We start from the raw sequence: 17,859 nt of genomic DNA on the forward strand, positions 1-17,859 counted from the left end.
TTCAGCGCAAAGCCGCCACGCGCTGCGCCAACTTCTTCGCCGAAATACCGGACTTGGCGCCCAATTCCTGCGCGAACACAGAGACCCGCAATTCTTCCAGATCCCAGCGCAGCGCCTGCCACTGCGGATCGTCACGGCGCCCAGCCACGGCAGCCTCCGTCAGGACATCGACGAAGGGCTTGAGTTCCAGCATCCGCGCCTGGTCGCGCGCCGGATCGCGTTTGGCACGTTCGGCGCGCAGTAGCATCGCGCGCAGATAGCGCGGAAATTGCGCCAGCGCGTGAGCGGGCGTCTCGCGCAGGAACCCAGGCGGCATCAGTGCCGCCAGTTGCGTCCTCATGTCGTCCAGATTACCGCTGGCCCAGCCCATCAGCGGCGATTCCAACTGCGGTTTCAGTTCCGCCGCCGCGCTCATGATCGCCTCAGCCAGCTTCAGCCGTTCCATCGCTTCGCCGAATAGCTGCTTGGCGACGGTGTCGCGACGCTGGGCGAAGCTATCGGCATCGCGGATCGTGTCCAACCCCTGCTCCAGCAGCGCGTTCAACGTCGCGTCCACCAGATCCCCGCGCAGCCGCTCCTGCGATTCGATCGCCGCGTACAGCAGGCTGGTCTTGGGCGACACCGGCAATTGCTTGCGCGCCTGTTTGAGCTTATCGGTCAGGGCGATCTCCAGCAACCGTCGCACGCCGCGCGGGTGCTCCGCCTCGGCCTGCGCGCAATCGGCGAAAATGCGCAACGCCACGCTATCGCCCTCGTCCACCAGCGCCGGATATGCCGGCACCCCGGCTTCGCCAGGCACATGCAACGGGATCGGTGTCAGCGGAAACTCGCGCAGCCCGGTCGCTGCCATCTCACGACCGGCACGCGCCGCGAATGCACGCCCGGCACGGTCGCCGAAGCGCGCCCGCAACTCCTCCAGATCGCGCGATTCGGCCAGCACCTTGCCCGCCTCGTCGCGCAGACGCAGATGCATGTGCAGGTGCGGCTCCAGCGCGCTTTCGTCGAAGTCCAGCGGGCTCAGTGGCACGCCTGTCGCGCGCTGCAGAAACCGCGCCAGTTCGCCGCGTAGATCATCGGCACTGGGTTGAGCGAACGCCTCGTGGAAGGCGCGCGCAAAGTCCGGCGCGGGCACATAGTTGCGCCGTAGCGCCTTGGGCAAGCTGCGAATCAGCGCGGCGGCCTTGTCGGCGACGAAGCCCGGCGCCAGCCACGACAGCCGTGCCGGGTCCAACGCGTTGAGCAGGTGTACCGGCACCTCCAGGGTCACGCCATCGTCGGCAGCGCCCGGCTCGAAGCGGTAATGCAGCGCCAACCGCGCATCGCCCAACGCGAAATACTTGGGATAACGGTCGGCCGCGCTACCCTCGCCCGGCAACAAATCGACCAAGGACCAGTGCAGCGCGCGGCGCTGTTCGGGCGACAGCGCATTCCACCAGGCGTCCAGGCCGGTGGCGGAATGAATCTCGGCAGGAATCCGGTCCAGGTACCAGCGCGCCTGCCAATCCTCGTCGGCCACGATGCCGGCACGCCGCAGTTTGGCTTCTTCTTCGTGCGCCTGCGCCAGCACCTTTTGGTTGTCGACGACGAAACTGGCGCGGGTGTTGATCTCGCCCGGCACCAGCGCCTGACGCACGAACAGATCATGCGCAGCCGACGGATCGATACGCCCGTAGTGCACAGGCTTCTTCGGCGCCAGCACCAGCCCGAACAAGCTGATCTGCTCGGAGGCCAACACCTGACCTTGCGCACGCGACCAGTGCGGGTCGAAATGCTTGCGCGCCAGCAAGTGCGGCACCTCGGCGATCACCCAATCCGGTTCGATCGCCGCATTGGTCAGACCCCAGATCTTTTGCGTGTCCAGCAGTGTCGCCGGCAGCACCCACGGCGGCGGCTTGCGCGCCAGCATCGAGCCGGGAAACAACGAGAAACGCCGCTGCCGCGGCGCCAGAAAATCGCCTTTCTCGGTGCGGTGGCCAACCTGGGTCGGCAGCCCGGCGAGCAATGCGCGATGCAGCGACTGGTAGGCCGCGGCGCGCACGCGCTCGCTGGCGCGCGGCGTCTCGGCCTCTCCAATCGGTGCGGCCGCACGGGTGTCACTCGGCGTGGGTGCGAGCGTCTGCGATGCGCCGCGTCCCTCGCGCGCCAGCCGCGCAGCACGATGCAATTGTCCTCGGGTCATGCGCGCCGCGGTTTCCGCATCGCGCGCCGGCGCTGGCGCGGCAGCAGCGGCCAACAACGGTTGCAGCGACGCAGCCGCGGGTTCCTCGCTCCAGCCCAGCTCGGCGCACAGCAGGTGCAACTGGCGGTGCAATTCGCGCCACTCGCGCATGCGCAGGAAACCGAGAAAATGCCGTGCGCACCAGTCGCGCAGTTTGGATTGGGTCAGTTCCTCGTGCGCTTGCCGGTAGCCGTCCCACAGGCGCAGGATGCCGACGAACTCCGAGCGCGCATCGGCGAATTTGGCATGTGCATTGTCCGCCGCTTCGCGCGCTTCCGGTGGCCGCTCGCGCGGGTCCTGGATGCCCAGGAACGCGGCGATTACCAGCATCGGCCGCAGGCAACCGTGCTGCTGCGCCGCCACCAGCATCCGCGACAGTTTCACGTCCACCGGCAACCGTGCCATCTTGCGGCCGATCTCGGTGAGCTTGCGCACACCGTGGCGGTCGGGTTCGCCGACTGCGCCCAGTTCCACCAGTTGCTGCCAGCCATCGGCCACGGCGCGCTCGTCCGGCGGCTCCAGGAACGGAAAGTCTTCCATGCGCCCCAGCCCTAATTGCAGCATGCGCAGGATCACCCCGGCCAGGCTGGAGCGGCGAATCTCCGGATCGGTAAACATTGGCCGTGCCTGGAAATCGGCCTCGGCGTACAGGCGGTAGCAGATGCCCTCGGCGATACGCCCGCAGCGGCCCTTGCGCTGGTTGGCGCTGGCTTGCGAAATCGGCTCGATATGCAGCCGATCCAGCTTTTGCCGCGGACTGTAGCGCTTGACCCGCGCATACCCCGGATCGACCACGTAGCGGATCCGTGGCACGGTCAGCGAGGTCTCGGCGACGTTGGTGGCCAGCACCAGCCGCCGCCGCGGGCCGGGATTGAACACCCGATCCTGATCGCTGGCGGACAACCGCGCGTACAGCGGCAACACCTCGGTTTCGCGGTACTTGCGCCGTTCCAGCGTCTGGTGTGCGTCGCGGATCTCGCGTTCGCCGGGCAGGAACAGCAGCACATCGCCGCGCGGGTCCAGCCGGGTGATTTCGTCCACCGCCGCCAAGATCGCCTCGTTGACCGTGCGCTCGCCGGCGCTGTCGCCGTTGGCATCGGTGTCGCCGCTTTCGTCTTGCAGCGGTCGGTAGCGCACTTCCACCGGATAGGTGCGGCCCTCCACGCCGATCACCGGTGCATCCTCGAAGTGCGCAGCGAAGCGCGCGGTGTCGATCGTGGCCGAGGTGACAATGACCTTCAATTCCGGGCGTTTGCGCAGCAATTGCTTGAGATAACCGAGCAGGAAATCGATATTGAGGCTGCGTTCGTGCGCCTCGTCGACGATGATCGTGTCGTAGCTGGACAGCCAGCGGTCACTGGCAATCTCGGCCAGCAAGATGCCATCGGTCATGAACTTGATCCTGGTCTGTTCGCCGACCCGATCATTGAAGCGCACCTGGAAGCCGACCGTTTCGCCCACCGGCGTGCGCAACTCCTCGGCCACGCGGGCAGCGACCGCGCGCGCGGCGATGCGCCGCGGCTGGGTGCAGCCGATCATGCCGGCGGCGCCGCGACCGGCAATCAGGCACAACTTCGGCAACTGCGTGGTTTTGCCCGAGCCGGTCTCGCCGGCGATCACCACCACCTGATGCGCGCGGATCAACGCGACGATCCGCTCTGCCTCGCGCGCGATCGGCAATTGCGGATCCAGCACGATGGCCGGCTGCGCCGCCGCGCGTGCCGCGCAGCGCGTGCGCGACGCGTCCAGCGCCTGTTCGAACGCACTTTCCAACGCGGCATTGCCAGGCGCAGCCTGCCAGCGCGACCATAGGCCGAGCAGACGCCCACGGTCGCGGGTCAGGGCGCCGTCGATCGCCGCACGGCGTTCGCGCAGGCGCGCGACAAGGGGATGTTTCTCGATCGCGTTCATCAATCAGATGCCATTGGACATTGAATCAGCGTGCATGCTTTAGTCTGTCTATTGTGACGCCATATCTTCCGTAACCCTCATGAGGATCCCACCATGGCAAAGCGCAAGACCCACGACAAGATCAAGCACTCCCCCGGCAAGGCCACGGCCGAACAAACACTTACGGCTCTGGCGCCGTCCGCGCCCAACATCGATATCGGGATCGGCGGCGGCGATCGCAAGAAGATCGCCGAGGGACTGTCGCATTTCATGGCCGATGCCTTCACCCTGTACTTAAAGACCCACAATTTCCACTGGAATGTGACTGGACCGATGTTCAATTCGCTGCACTTGATGTTCGAGACCCAGTACACCGAGCAGTGGGCGGCGCTGGACAATGTCGCCGAGCGCATCCGCGCACTGGGCTTCAATGCGCCGGGGTCGTACAAAGAGTACGCCGCGCTGACCTCGATCCCGGAAGAAACCGGCCTCAGCGACAGCGCCGACTGGCGCGAAATGGTGCGCCAATTGGTCGTCGGCAACGAGGCGGTATGCCGCACCGCGCGCAAGGCGCTCAAGACCGCCGACGACGTCGGCGACGATCCATCGGTGGACATGCTGACGCAACGCCTGCAGACCCACGAAAAATACGCGTGGATGCTGCGCTCGCTGCTGCAATAAGCGCACACAGCCACGTCTGCCAGACGGGCGTGGCCCTTCGGGAATGCTGGCCCAACGACGCACCGCGCCCGGCGCGCCACTGAGCTGCTTGACCTACGCGGTATCCTAGGCAGATGCCTTCCCCCGCCCACGCTTTGCTCAGCCGCGTTTTCGGCTACGACCAGTTCCGCGGCCCGCAACAGGACATCGTCGAACATGTCGCCGCCGGGCACGATGCACTGGTGCTGATGCCGACCGGCGGCGGCAAGTCGCTGTGTTATCAAATCCCCTCGCTGTTGCGCGAGGGCACCGGCATCGTGGTCTCGCCGCTGATCGCGCTGATGCAGGACCAGGTCGAAGCGCTGCACCAGGTCGGCGTGCGCGCCGAATACCTCAACTCCACCCTGGATGCAGAGACTGCGCAACGCGTCGAACGCGCCTTACTTGCCGGCGAACTGGATTTGCTTTACGTGGCACCGGAACGGCTACTGACACCGCGCTTCCTGTCGTTGATCGAACGCAGCCGCATCGCTCTGTTCGCCATCGACGAGGCGCACTGCGTGTCGCAGTGGGGCCACGATTTCCGCCCGGAGTACCGCCAGCTCACCGTGCTGCACGAGCGCTGGCCGCAGACCCCGCGCATCGCCCTGACCGCCACCGCCGATCCGCCGACCCAGCGCGAGATCGCCGAACGCCTGGACCTGACCCAGGCGCGCCACTTCGTCAGTTCCTTCGACCGCCCCAACATCCGCTACACCGTAGTGCAGAAGGACAATGCCCGCCGGCAATTGCTGGACTTCCTGCGCGGACACCGCGGCAGTGCCGGCATCGTCTACTGCCTGTCGCGACGCAAGGTCGAGGAAACTGCGGATTTCCTGGTCCGGGAAGGACTCAATGCCCTGCCCTATCACGCCGGACTGCCTGCCGACGTCCGCGCCGAACACCAGCGCCGCTTCCTGCGTGAGGAAGGCATCGTGATGTGCGCCACCATCGCCTTCGGCATGGGCATCGACAAACCCGACGTGCGCTTCGTCGCCCACATCGACCTGCCCAAATCGCTGGAAGGCTACTACCAGGAAACCGGCCGCGCCGGCCGCGACGGCGACGCCGCCGAAGCCTGGCTGTGCTATGGCCTGGGCGACGTGGTGCTGCTCAAGCAAATGATCGAACAGGGCGAAGCCGGCGAGGACCGCAAACGCGTGGAGCGACGCAAGCTCGACCAACTGCTTGGCTACTGCGAATCGCTGCAGTGCCGCCGCCAGGTACTACTGGCCAGCTTCGGCGAGACCTACCCACAGCCCTGCGGCAATTGCGACAACTGCCTGCAACCGGCCGATGCCTGGGATGCCACCGTGACCGTGCAGAAGGCGCTCAGTTGCGTCTACCGCAGCGGCCAGCGCTTCGGCGTAGGCCACTTGATCGACATCCTGCGCGGCAACGCAGGCGAAAAAATCAAACAGTTCGGACACGAACGCCTCAGTACCTATGGGATCGGCAAGGACCTGGACATGCGCGCCTGGCGTGGCGTGTTCCGCCAACTGGTCGCCACCGGCCTGCTGGAAGTGTACAGCGACGCTTACGGCGGCTTACGCCTCACCGACGCCAGCCGCCAGGTGCTCAAAGGCGAACGCCAGATCATGATGCGCCGCGAACTGCCCAGTCGCAGCCGCGACCGCGGCGACCGCAGCGGCAGCCCGCGCACCGGCCTGCCGGTGCAGCCACAGGATCTGGGCTTGTTCAACGCGCTACGCGATCTGCGTGCAGGCCTGGCCAAAGAACAAAACGTGCCCGCCTTCGTCATCTTCCACGACAGCACCCTGCGCAACATCGCCGAGCAACGCCCGACCAGCCTGGATGCACTGGCGCGTGTCGGCGGGATCGGTGGCAGCAAGCTGGCCCGCTACGGCCAGCAATTGATCGAGGTGGTACGTGCGCAGGGCTGAGAGTTCAACAGGCCAGACTTGCGAGCACGGCAGGTCATGCAGCCTGCTCTGCGGCACTGCCGACGAACCATGCCACACCACCACCGACAGGCCGGGTTCAACGTCATCTTGGTAGCGTCGGCACATGGTGGAGTTCGCACGTGGCGGCTCCATCCGGCTTTCTTTGCCATGGCGGACGCCCGATGAAACGCAGCCTTCTTCTTTTTATCAGCGCCCTGCTCGCCGGCCCGGTCCTGGCCCAGAGCGCCGCTTCCGGCAACGACAGCGAAGCGGCCAAGCGCAAGCTCGACCTGAGCGTACCGCAGCCACCACCGATCACCTATGGCTCCCAACCCGGCTACAAAGCCGATCCGCCAGGCGCCTACTACGGCGATACCAGCGGCACCTCGGCCTCAGCCCAGAAGGCAGCTGCGAACAGGGCACAGGCCGAAGCGGCACAGGCGCAAGCGGACCGCTGCAACGGCGACCTCCACGGCGGCGTCGCCACCGGCATCGGCTATTCCAAGCAGGGCGGCAACAGCAACTACCAGGCGGCCAATCTGAACATGTGCAAGACCTCCTACAACGACGACGGCAAACCACGGCAGATGGGCATCAGCATCAGCGTCGAGCGCGGTGCAGGTTCGCTATTCGGTCGTGGTTATTATCCAGGAGGGGGCTACGGCCCACCGCCATTTGGCTGGTAACCGCAGGCTTGGTGGTTTGTAAATGGCCTACCGATTCCTACTCAGGTGATGCGGTTAATAAGCTAGCGACTTAGGCCGCGTACTGCGGCGTGCATCTTGCGAGGCTTGGTGCGGGTTGTGCATGTACCTCAATTCCAGCACATGCTGGTGACCTCCTATATGGGGCCCGTCCTGATCGTCAGCCGAATTCACTGGCTTGGCCTAGACTTGGCCACGATGCTGCGAATTCATTTTTTATAGCCGCTGTATGCGCTGAGCGCTCCGGCGTCGGTGACCGCACAGAGATTGACGTACTCAAGCCTAAGGGCGCGGAAGATCGCTATCACTCGCAGATTGCGGAGCGCCCCGATAATTGCGGAGCGGTCTGTTTTGCCGAAACCATTGCAGCGATTGGAGCGGGCGATGGGAATCGAACCCACGTCAGTAGCTTGGGAAGCTACAGCTCTACCATTGAGCTACGCCCGCATTGCCTGTGCAGTCTATGCGTTGGGCCAGTCGTTGCGCAACAAAACGGCGCGATGCGCAGGCAGTACACATGTCGCCGATAGCGTCGATCCAACGCAGGCGCATCCCAAAATAAACGGGCTCCGGCCACGCCGCCTCCCATGGAAGTGACGTAACCAGAGCCCTGGCTGCCACCGTGCGTCTACGCGACGCACGGCGTTAAGTCACCTCATCGCGTCCAACACAACAACGGACACGACAAGCAACACGGTGACCAATCAGAAGCTGCCACCTAGGTTCAAGAACACCGACGTCTCGTGCGCACGCGACTGCGACGTGGTGGTGTCGATGCCGATGTTGCTCTCCAGCCCCCACAGCTTGAGCCGCGCGCCCAGCACCACCGAACCATAATTGCGGTCGAAGTCGATGCCCGGCACCGCGAAGGTGCCCAGGTCGGACATGGTCTGCAACCAAGCGGTGGCTTCATGGTTCTTCTTGAACTCGTGGTCATAGGTGGCCTGCAGGTATGGCTTGACCATCCCGACATCGAGGCTGGCCTTCCAACCGATGCGACCGACCATGGACTCGACACTCTGGTTGTTGTAGCCCAGTGCGCTGAAGTCCGGGTTGCTCTCGGTGTAGCCATCGCGCTTGACCTTCTGCCAGATCGCCGCCGCCACCGGGCCGGTCTTGAAAGGACCTACGCCGAACTCGTAGCCGCCCTGCAGCGCGGCGGTCAAATTGCTGCCATCCGGCGAACCCTTGTGCGCGATGGTGGCCGGACCGAGGTTGACATTGCGGGTGACGTCATAGCGCAGCCAGCTGTAGCTGACCTGGGCGTTGACCCACGCTTGCTCGCCATACCAGCCAGCAAAGCCGCCCAGCGTGGAATCGTCCTGAGTGTACTTGCCGTTGCGATTGCCAAAATCGGCATCGACTCGACCGAAACCACCGAAGCCACCGAACACCCATTCGCCACGCGACCAATCCAGGCCGAACAGACCCGCCGGCGCCATGCCGTCGTACAGGTCGCCGTGCTGATAACGCTGCATGTCGCCGCGCAGGTTGCCCCACCAGCGCAGGCCATCGGCCTCCGGACGGCCATCCACATGCCAGGCGACCTGGTCCGCGCGCGAGCGACCGACCATCTGCGCCGAATGCGTCAGCACCTGTTGCAGACGCGGACCTTCCAGAATCGACAACGTGTACTGGGCCAGCAGTTCATGGGTGTAGCCGGTCGGATGCACGCCATCGGCGAACACATACGTTTCTGGGGCATCGGCGCTGACGTAGGTGGTCGGGTTGCAAGTCAGCGACTGCGCGGTGATCTGCGGCTGACAGGCGGTCCCGGTGACATTGGTGAAGCCGTATGCGGATGGATTGGCGACCACTTCCTCCAGCAAGTGGAAAGTATCCACCGGGATCACCCGCAGTCCGGCACTCTTCAGCCCGGCGAACAACGCCGTGTTATAGGCGCTGGCCAGCGCCGTCCCCTGTGCCATCGCATCGCCACCAGCGGCAATGGCGCTCGGGGTAATACCCAGGTCGGGGATATTGTTGACGATCACGTAACGCGCGCCAGCGCTCTTCAGGCTGGCGACGATGCCCACTTCGGCCGTCACCGCACTGGCGATGGTGGCGGCCACCGGAGCGCCGTCCTCGCTGATCGCGAACAGGTCGTTGGCACCGCCCCACACCGCATACAGCGCATGCGGGTCAGCCTTGCCGCCGGTAGCGGCCAGATAGTTGCTGGTCTGCGTCACCAGCGACGGCGCCACACCCAGGGCCGTGGGATTGTCCACAGCGACGCGGGCACCGCCAGCGGCATAGTCGTCGCCGATCTGGCCATTGCCGTTGGCGGCGGCATTGGTGCCGTAGTGGCGAGCGATGTACTGCGCCCAGACCCAGTCCGGATTCGTGGTGAACTGGCCGGTCACCGCTTGCGCCGAAGCCGGCAGCAATGGACGGTAATAGCCGGCGTCGGTCAGGCTGTCGCCGAAGAACACCGTGCGGCTGTAGGTGGAGTGGGCGAATGCGGGCGCGGCAGCAAGCACGATGGCCATGGCAAGCGACGAACGGAGCGGACGGATAGAAGTCATGAATGCCCTCCAGGGCAAGAACATTTAAATTGTTTGTCGTTAGGGTGGACGAGGGAAAATTGAAGCCGCATGGCAAAATGGTGTGGTTTCAACCTCATCCAGCCACTCACGCGGCGCCTGTGCGTGACGCAAATCGCGCACCGAGGCACATGCTACGAAACCTTAACATGCATATCGAATTGAATGGCAGACAGCGCACGCTGTCACCCGGGAGCACCGTCGCCACCCTGTTGTCCGAGGAAAACCTCGCACAACGTCGGGTCGCGGTCGAAGTCAATGGCACGATCGTGTCGCGAGGCGCACACGCCGACCACGTGCTGCACGATGGCGATCGTGTCGAGATCGTGCACGCGCTGGGCGGCGGCTGAATCGCGATGGCGCACGACGCATCGCGAACTCGGCAGCGCATGTGCGATGGGCGATAATCCGCCGATGAACGCTCACGCCCCACTTGATGCGCTGGTCATCGCCGGCAAACCTTATCGTTCGCGCCTGCTCACCGGCACCGGCAAATTCGCCGATCTCGAACAAACCCGCCTGGCCACCGAGGCCGCCGCCGCGCAGATCGTCACCGTCGCGATCCGTCGCAGCAATATCGGTCAGAGTCCCGGCGAGCCCAATCTGCTCGACGTGCTGCCGCCGGAGCGCTACACCATCCTGCCCAACACCGCCGGCTGCTACACCGCCGAAGACGCGGTACGCACCTGTCGGCTGGCGCGCGAGTTGCTCGACGGGCACAACCTGACCAAGCTGGAAGTGCTGGGCGACCAGCGCACCCTATTCCCGGACGTGGTGCAGACTCTGAAGGCGGCCGAGATCCTGGTCGCCGAGGGTTTCGAGGTGATGGTCTATACCAGCGACGATCCGATTCTGGCCAAGCGCCTGGAAGAAATCGGCTGCGTGGCGGTAATGCCGCTAGCCGCACCGATCGGCTCCGGGCTGGGCATCCAGAATCGCTACAACCTGCTGGAGATCATCGACAACGCCAAGGTGCCGATCATCGTCGATGCCGGCGTCGGCACTGCCTCGGACGCGGCGATCGCGATGGAGTTGGGTTGCGACGGCGTCCTGATGAACACCGCCATCGCCGGGGCGCGCAACCCGGTGCTGATGGCCAGCGCGATGCGCAAGGCCGTGGAAGCCGGACGCGAAGCGTTCCTGGCCGGGCGTATCCCACGCAAGCGTTACGCCAGCGCGTCCTCGCCTGTCGACGGGCTGATCGGATGAAAGCACGCGCATGACCGATCCGTTTTCCAGCGCAGGCGCCAAGACACCGCCCAAGCCGTTCACGGTCGAGGAAGGCCGCCGCCAAGTGCGGAGTTTCGTCTTGCGCCAGGGCCGCTTCACCCCGGCCCAGCAGCGTGCCTTCGATGCGTTATGGCCGCGCTTCGGCCTGGACTACCAGGGTCGGCCGCGCGATCTGGAGGCGCTGTTCGGACGCGGCGCCCCCAAGGTGCTGGAGATCGGTTTCGGCAACGGCACCGCGCTACGGCATGCCGCCCGCCACGACCCAGCACGCGACTACATCGGCATCGAGGTGCATGCGCCGGGTGTAGGGCGCCTGCTCAATGCCCTGGACGAAGACAACGCCGAGCACGTGCGCCTGTACCACCACGACGCCGTGGAAGTGCTGCAGCACGAAATCGACGACGCGGCTTTGGACGAAATCCGCATCTACTTCCCGGACCCATGGCACAAAAAGCGCCACAACAAACGACGCCTGCTGCAACCGACATTCGCCCAATTGTTGGTTCGCAAGCTGCGCGACGGCGGCCGGCTGCACTGCGCCACCGACTGGGCCGACTACGCCGAGCAGATGTGGGACGTGCTCGACGCCACCCCTGGCCTGGTCAACCGCGCCGGGCCACGCGGCCACGTGCCGCGTCCGGACTGGCGACCGCAGACCCACTTCGAGACACGTGGTCAAACCCTGGGCCATGGCGTGTGGGACATGCTGTACGACAAAGCCGAAACAGGAGCCACAGCACAGGTATGACGCGCGTCTGCTCCATGATCCCGCTGCCGACCTACACTGCCGCATGCGCATCGCGCCTACGGTCGCATTGCGCCTGACCACAATCTCCGAGCACAACCCCGCATGGACACCGCGCTGACCCTGACCAACGACATGAAACTCGTTCTCGGGTTAGTCGGCTTCACGATGGCAATGTTCGTGTTCGAACGCATTCGCGCCGACGTGGTGGCCCTGGTGGTCTTGGTGGTCCTGGGCGTCACCGGCCTGATCGCGCCGGAGGAACTGTTCAGCGGCTTCTCCGGCAACGCGGTGATGAGCATCATCGCTACCACCATCCTCGGTGCGGGACTGGAACGCACCGGCGCGCTGAACCGGCTGGCCTCGTGGCTGCTGCGCCGTGCGCGCGGCGTGGAGGAACGACTGATGCTGTTCACCACCGCCATCGCCGGACTCAATTCCTCGTTCATGCAGAACCCATCGGTGATGGCACTGTACCTGCCGGTGGCCGCGCGGCTGGCCGGACGCACCAGCCTGACCCTGCAACGGCTCCTGCTGCCGATCGCCGCGGCGATCGTGATGGGAGGCGCGCTGACCATGGTCGGCACCTCGCCACTGATCCTGCTCAACGACCTACTGCAATCGGCCAACAACAACCTGCCCTCGGGCATGGCCACAATCGAACCACTGCGCATGTTCGCGCCGCTACCGATCGGCGTGGCGCTGTTGTTGGCCTCGCTGATCTACTTCCGGATGCGCGGCGACAAGGTGCTGGCGGAAGAGGAACAGCTAATCAACAACGGCATCACTCCTGCACGCACCGAGAGCTACTTCGCCCACACCTACGGCATCGAGGGCGACGTGTTCGAGTTGATCGTCAGCGCCGACAGCCCATTGGTCGGCATGACCCTGGGCGAAGCCGAGACCATCCACAACGCCCCGCTGCTACTGGCATTGAAAACCGGCAACGATACCCGGCTGGCACCGCCGACGGAGATGCGTATCTGGGTCGGCAGTGTGCTCGGCGTCATGGGCACGCGCCAGCAGGTAACCGATTTCGCGCAGAACCATTTCCTGCGCATGTCCTCGCGCCTGCGTCACCTAGGGGATCTATTCAACCCCAGCCGCGCCGGCATTTCCGAGGCGGTGATCCCACCGACCTCACGCTTCATCGGCAAGAGCGCGGCCGAACTGCGCCTGCGCAAGCAGGCCGGGATCAGTCTATTGGCGATCAACCGCAACAAGCAAGTGATCCGCGAGGATGTCCGCAAAGTGCCCCTGTACGCCGGCGACATGCTGGTATTCCACAGCATCTGGCAGGATCTGGCACAGGCCTCGGAAAGCCGCGACTTCGTGGTGGTCACCGACTATCCGAAGGGCGAGCATCGCCCGCACAAATTCAAGATCGCGATGACGATCTTCGCCTTGACCATCTTGATCGCACTCACCTCCAAACTGCCGGTGGCACTGACCCTGATGACCGGCGTCGCCGGCATGCTGCTGACCGGCGTGCTGCGCATGGAGGAGGCCTACGCTTCAATCAACTGGAAGACCATCTTTCTGATGGCCGGGCTGATCCCGCTGGGCTGGGCAATGGACAGCAGCGGCACCGCCGCCTGGGTCGCAGGCCACACCATTGCACGGCTACCCGAGGGCATGCCCGTGTGGGTTCTGGAAATCGCGTTGGGCTTGCTCACCACCGCATTCTCGCTGGTCATCAGCCATGTCGGCGCCACCATCGTGATGGTGCCGATCGCCGTCAACCTGGCGCTGGCGGCGGGTGGCAATCCCACCGCGTTCGCACTCATCGTGGCGCTGTCGGCCTCCAACAACCTCATGACCGCTTCCAACCCGGTGATCTCGATGATCACAGGCCCGGCCAACTACCAGCCGCGCGAACTATGGCGTGTGGGTGGGCCGTTGTCGCTGATCTATACCCTAGTGGTGGTCCTGATGGTCAACCTGATGTCGATGCACTGGTGGGGCGCGCTTTAAAGCAAGACCACCTGCCCGGCGCGCACGGTCACCGGCACGGCATGCAGGCTCTCCCCGCGACACGGGCCAGAAACGCATTGGCCCGCCTGCAAGTCGAACGCAGCGCCATGCGCAGCACACACCAAGTGACCTTCGCGACTTTTCAAGAACTGACCCGGTGCCCAATCCAGACGTCGTCCAGCATGCGGGCAGACATTCAACCAGGCCCGGACATCGTCGCCATCGCGGTACAGCAGCAGCGACTCGGACTCGCTGCCAAGCCTAGCCTCGACCTCGATCAGTTCGCCGGGGACTAGATGGTGCAAGGACGCAAGCACGGCAGGGGAATCGGACATGGAACGTGGAGCGGGCAGCGACAAGACCCCCATTCTTGCATGGTGACCCCAATGGCAGCCGCGTGCCCATTTCACCCAGGCGAGACATACAACCGATTGAGCGGCAAGCGTTAATTTTTCTATTAACGAATTTTTCACTCCGTCGGATAAAACAGCGCCGATACTGCGCGCCATCGGTTCCAATTGACACAGACGTCTGCCATGCGTGATCGCATCTACAATTTCGACCATCTCCGACAGGTGTTCGCGCCGCGTAAGCCACGCCATCCGCTGGTCAAACTGGTGCTTGGCCTGATTGGCTTGGCAATTCTGGCCGGGCTGGTGTTCGTCAGCGTGTTCGTGGGTGCGGCCATGATCCTCGGTGGCATCGCGATTAAATTAGTGAGCCAACGCGGCAAGCGTCCGGCAACCACGCGCCATCAGGTCGTCGATGGCGAATACCGCGTGGTGCGCAAGCCCGCACTGCCGCTGTAAATAGCCATCGCGTGCGCTGCGCGCATGGTCCCTGCGCGCGCTCGTTCCTCGCTCTGCACGCAAGCATCGGCGCTACACTGCCGCAATTCTTATCGCCGCCAGGGTGTTCGTGCATGCGCGACCTGTTCATCGCCCCCGAGACTCCGCGCGTTCCCGTGCGCGGACAGGGTCTGTTCCCCGTGCATCGCATCTACTGCGTCGGCCGCAACTTCGCCGACCATGCGCGCGAGATGGGCGCCAGTGTCCCGGCCACGAAGGCCGAGCGCGGCCAGCCGACGTTCTTCATGAAACCCGCCGATGCGCTGGTGATCGGCACCGAGACCATCCCCTACCCGCCCGCGACCCAGGAGCTGCACCACGAGGTGGAACTGGTGGTGGCATTGGGGCAGAACGCACCAGCCGGGGTATTGCCGGTGGCAAACGCCACCGCGCTGGTACTCGCTTACGGCGTGGGCCTAGATCTGACCCGCCGCGACCTGCAGGCAACGGCCAAAGCAAAGGGACTGCCCTGGGATATCGCCAAAGGCTTCGACCACTCCGCGCCGATCAGCGAACTGGTCCCGGCCAGCGAAGTCGGCGCGTTGGAAACACGCACGCTGTCGCTGGAAGTCAACGGCCAGATCCGCCAACAATCGCGACTGGAGCAGATGATCTGGAATGTGCCAGAGATCCTGCACGCATTGTCTATGCTGTTCGCGCTACGCGCTGGCGACCTCGTGTTCATGGGCACGCCGGCCGGCGTGGCCGCGCTGCAACCCGGCGACCGTTTCAGCGCGCGCCTGGAAAATGTGGTCGAGCGCCACGGCACCATCGTCGGCTAACCGGCAGCGCAGCCTCGCAGCGCCTGTGCCGGCATGATCGGAGCACGCCGCCGACTGCGCTAGGCTAGCGCTGCGGCGACGGGCCCGCGTCAAAGAAGAGGAACCTCCGATGAGCATGATCCGCGAATTCAAGGAATTCGCCATGCGTGGCAACGTGCTGGACCTTGCAGTCGGCGTGGTGCTGGGCGCCGCGTTCGGCAAAATCGTCACCGCGTTGGTGGAAAAAATCATCATGCCGCCGATCGGACTGCTCGTCGGCGGCATGGATTTCTCACATTGGGCATTGACGTTGAAAGCGGCAACGGTGGACGCGGCCGGCAAGCCGGTGCCGGCGGTGGTGATCGGCATCGGGGACTTCCTCAACACCGTCGTCCAATTCGTGATCGTGGCCTTCGCCATCTTCATGTTGGTGAAAGCGGTCAACCGCATCGCCCGCAAGGAACCGCCGGCAGCCAAAGCCCCAAGCGAGGAAGTGCTATTGCTGCGCGAGATCCGCGATTCCCTCAAGCGCGACACGACACCCCACTGAGGCACCCGCCTGACCTGCGCGACACGGCCTCGCGCCGCGCGGGCTAGGCGTTTGACCAAGCCAATCGCGGTCAGGGAGCTAATTGGTCGACGCCAAGCCGAGACAGCGGCGCCGCACAGGCAGTAAGCTTTTATACCCCGACAGATGACATACAAAGTCCCCTTCGCAACAACGCCAGGACACCTAATGACCACACGACAACATCGCGTGGGCTCAGCGGTGACGCTTCTGGATGTGGCCCGCCATGCGGGCGTGTCACCGATGACCGCTTCGCGTGTAATCAATCGTCATCCGCGCGTGGGCGCCAGCATGCGCGAGCGCGTGGAAGCCTCGATCAAGGCGCTGGGTTACCGTCCCAATCTGGCCGGACGTTCGCTACGTACCGCCGGTCTGGCGCGGATCGGCGTGCTGTACAGTAATCCCAGCGCGGCCTACCTCAACCAGTTCATGCTCGGCATATTGGAGCAAAGCAGCTTGGAGGGCAGTCAGGTTCTGGTGGAAAAAAGCGAGGACAGCGATCGCCAGCACGCTGCCGCCGAGCGCCTGCTCGCCGCCGGTGCCGACGGGATGATCCTGCCGCCGCCACTGTGCGATGCGTGTCAGACCATCGCAGCGCTGGACGCACGCGGCATCCCACTCGTGGCTGTGGCCACCGGCACGCCAATGCGCGGCGTCAGCTCGGTGCGCATCGACGACTACCAAGCCGCGTGCGCAATCACCCGGCATCTGCTGGAACTGGGCCACCGCGATATCGGCTTCATCAGCGGCGACCCCAGTCACACCCCCAGCGCGCTACGCAGCCGCGGCTTCTTCGACACCATGGCCGCAAGCGGACTGACGGTGGAGCCGACACGTCTGGCCGAAGGTCTGTTCACCTATCGCTCCGGACTGCTCGCCGCGAGTAACCTATTGCAGACAACGCCGTATCCGAGCGCAATCCTGTGCAGCAACGACGACATGGCCGCCGCCGCAGTGGCCGTGGCCCACGGGTTGCGCCTGCGCGTGCCCGAGGATTTATCGATCGCCGGTTTCGACGACACGCCAGTCGCAACCACGATCTGGCCCGAGCTGACCACCATCCACCAACCGGTCACCGCGATGGGCCGGACCGCCGTGACGCTGCTGCTCGACGAAATCCGCCAGCACCGCAACGGCCTACCGCATCGCGGCATCCACGAAGTGATGACATATACGCTGGTGTCGCGCGGTTCCACAGCGCCACTCGCTGCGGCACGCGCGCGGCGTTAACGCTGCCCGTGATCGTGGCCAGGAACGAAAAGACATGCAATGGTGTGTCAGCCTCCCGTAAAATTGATCCAGCCATAGCTAGAGGTCTCCGTGCGCACTAGCCACCGAGGAGACCAACGATGCGCAAGAGCAAGTTCACCGAGAGCCAGATCGTCGCCACGCTGAAGCAGGTGGAGGGCGGTCGCCATGTCAAGGATGTATGCCGTGAGCTGGGCATTTCCGAGGCGACGTACTACGTCTGGAAGTCCAAGTACGGCGGCATGGAGGCTGCTGACGTACAGCGCCTTCGAGACCTGGAAACCGAACACGGCAAGCTCAAGCGGATGTATGCCGAGCTTGCGATGGAAAACCATGCATTGAAGGATGTCATCGCAAAAACATTGTAGACCCGGCGCATAAGCGCCCGCTTCTTGCCTGACTCATCGAGCCGCATGGCTGGAGCGAGCGCCGGGTCTGTTCGGTGCTGGGCGTGGCTCGCTCGACGGCACGCTATCGGCGCCGTCCTAATCGGGATGAAGAGGTCATTGCGCTGCTGTCCGAGTTGG

At 64.5% G+C, this 17,859-nt stretch carries 15 protein-coding genes, 1 tRNA gene and 1 pseudogene; 12 read left to right on the forward strand and 5 right to left on the reverse strand.

Features of this window, described 5'->3' with window-relative positions:
* Position 1: 1 nt before the first annotated feature.
* Positions 2-4,129: an ATP-dependent RNA helicase HrpA gene (hrpA, locus tag XalbCFBP2523_RS08480; RefSeq protein ID WP_045766097.1), complete on the reverse strand. Its 4,128-nt coding sequence runs from the start codon at positions 4,127-4,129 to the stop codon at positions 2-4.
* A 93-nt stretch (positions 4,130-4,222) separates the two neighbouring features.
* Here hrpA and XalbCFBP2523_RS08485 point away from each other — a divergent pair, with 93 nt between their 5' ends.
* From XalbCFBP2523_RS08485 to XalbCFBP2523_RS08495, 3 genes are all read left to right on the forward strand, one after another.
* Entirely contained in the window at positions 4,223-4,789 is a 567-nt protein-coding gene (locus tag XalbCFBP2523_RS08485; RefSeq protein ID WP_045766098.1) for a Dps family protein, read from the forward strand.
* Positions 4,790-4,902: 113 nt separating this feature from the next.
* Entirely contained in the window at positions 4,903-6,711 is a 1,809-nt protein-coding gene (recQ, locus tag XalbCFBP2523_RS08490) for a DNA helicase RecQ (RefSeq protein ID WP_045766099.1), read from the forward strand.
* 182 nt (positions 6,712-6,893) lie between these two features.
* Positions 6,894-7,397 (forward strand): hypothetical protein, encoded by a 504-nt coding sequence (locus XalbCFBP2523_RS08495; protein ID WP_045764593.1) that lies wholly within the window; start codon positions 6,894-6,896, stop codon positions 7,395-7,397.
* A gap of 227 nt (positions 7,398-7,624) precedes the next feature.
* Here the strand turns inward: XalbCFBP2523_RS08495 and XalbCFBP2523_RS16350 are convergent, their stop codons facing one another.
* The 3 genes from XalbCFBP2523_RS16350 to XalbCFBP2523_RS08505 all read right to left on the reverse strand — a co-directional run bounded on the left by XalbCFBP2523_RS16350 (position 7,625) and on the right by XalbCFBP2523_RS08505 (position 9,940).
* Positions 7,625-7,816 (reverse strand): hypothetical protein, encoded by a 192-nt coding sequence (locus XalbCFBP2523_RS16350; protein WP_146084065.1) that lies wholly within the window; start codon positions 7,814-7,816, stop codon positions 7,625-7,627.
* Positions 7,789-7,862 (reverse strand) — tRNA-Gly (locus tag XalbCFBP2523_RS08500). Before XalbCFBP2523_RS08500 ends, XalbCFBP2523_RS16350 begins: the two co-directional genes overlap by 28 nt.
* A gap of 257 nt (positions 7,863-8,119) precedes the next feature.
* The gene (locus XalbCFBP2523_RS08505) at positions 8,120-9,940 is read right to left on the reverse strand and encodes an autotransporter domain-containing esterase (protein WP_045766100.1); all 1,821 of its coding nucleotides are present in this window, start codon (positions 9,938-9,940) and stop codon (positions 8,120-8,122) included.
* Between the two features lie 167 nt (positions 9,941-10,107).
* Between XalbCFBP2523_RS08505 and thiS the strand changes: the two genes are divergently transcribed.
* The 4 genes from thiS to XalbCFBP2523_RS08525 all read left to right on the forward strand — a co-directional run bounded on the left by thiS (position 10,108) and on the right by XalbCFBP2523_RS08525 (position 13,907).
* Positions 10,108-10,308: a sulfur carrier protein ThiS gene (gene thiS / locus XalbCFBP2523_RS08510; RefSeq protein WP_012916742.1), complete on the forward strand. Its 201-nt coding sequence runs from the start codon at positions 10,108-10,110 to the stop codon at positions 10,306-10,308.
* 64 nt (positions 10,309-10,372) lie between these two features.
* On the forward strand, positions 10,373-11,167 hold the full coding sequence (locus tag XalbCFBP2523_RS08515; protein WP_012916743.1) for a thiazole synthase: 795 nt from the start codon (positions 10,373-10,375) through the stop codon (positions 11,165-11,167).
* 10 nt (positions 11,168-11,177) lie between these two features.
* On the forward strand, positions 11,178-11,936 hold the full coding sequence (gene trmB / locus XalbCFBP2523_RS08520) for a tRNA (guanosine(46)-N7)-methyltransferase TrmB (RefSeq protein ID WP_045766101.1): 759 nt from the start codon (positions 11,178-11,180) through the stop codon (positions 11,934-11,936).
* 102 nt (positions 11,937-12,038) lie between these two features.
* Entirely contained in the window at positions 12,039-13,907 is a 1,869-nt protein-coding gene (locus tag XalbCFBP2523_RS08525; RefSeq protein ID WP_045766102.1) for an SLC13 family permease, read from the forward strand.
* Here XalbCFBP2523_RS08525 and XalbCFBP2523_RS08530 read toward each other — a convergent pair.
* On the reverse strand, positions 13,904-14,242 hold the full coding sequence (locus tag XalbCFBP2523_RS08530; RefSeq protein ID WP_012916746.1) for a Rieske (2Fe-2S) protein: 339 nt from the start codon (positions 14,240-14,242) through the stop codon (positions 13,904-13,906). The two genes, XalbCFBP2523_RS08525 and XalbCFBP2523_RS08530, sit on opposite strands and share 4 nt — an antisense overlap.
* Before the next feature lie 201 nt (positions 14,243-14,443).
* On the opposite strand from XalbCFBP2523_RS08530, the gene XalbCFBP2523_RS08535 reads away from it, so the two are divergent.
* The 5 genes and pseudogenes from XalbCFBP2523_RS08535 to XalbCFBP2523_RS08555 all read left to right on the forward strand — a co-directional run.
* Entirely contained in the window at positions 14,444-14,716 is a 273-nt protein-coding gene (locus XalbCFBP2523_RS08535; protein ID WP_012916747.1) for a hypothetical protein, read from the forward strand.
* Between the two features lie 113 nt (positions 14,717-14,829).
* The gene (locus XalbCFBP2523_RS08540; protein WP_045766103.1) at positions 14,830-15,537 is read left to right on the forward strand and encodes a fumarylacetoacetate hydrolase family protein; all 708 of its coding nucleotides are present in this window, start codon (positions 14,830-14,832) and stop codon (positions 15,535-15,537) included.
* A gap of 109 nt (positions 15,538-15,646) precedes the next feature.
* Positions 15,647-16,066, forward strand: coding sequence for a large-conductance mechanosensitive channel protein MscL (gene mscL, locus XalbCFBP2523_RS08545; RefSeq protein ID WP_045766104.1), 420 nt, complete (start codon positions 15,647-15,649; stop codon positions 16,064-16,066).
* A gap of 186 nt (positions 16,067-16,252) precedes the next feature.
* Positions 16,253-17,314: a LacI family DNA-binding transcriptional regulator gene (locus XalbCFBP2523_RS08550; protein ID WP_045766105.1), complete on the forward strand. Its 1,062-nt coding sequence runs from the start codon at positions 16,253-16,255 to the stop codon at positions 17,312-17,314.
* Positions 17,315-17,433: 119 nt separating this feature from the next.
* Positions 17,434-17,859, forward strand: a pseudogene (locus tag XalbCFBP2523_RS08555) (transposase); the annotation flags it as partial.

Source organism: Xanthomonas albilineans, from assembly GCF_002939705.1.
GTDB lineage: Bacteria > Pseudomonadota > Gammaproteobacteria > Xanthomonadales > Xanthomonadaceae > Xanthomonas_A > Xanthomonas_A albilineans.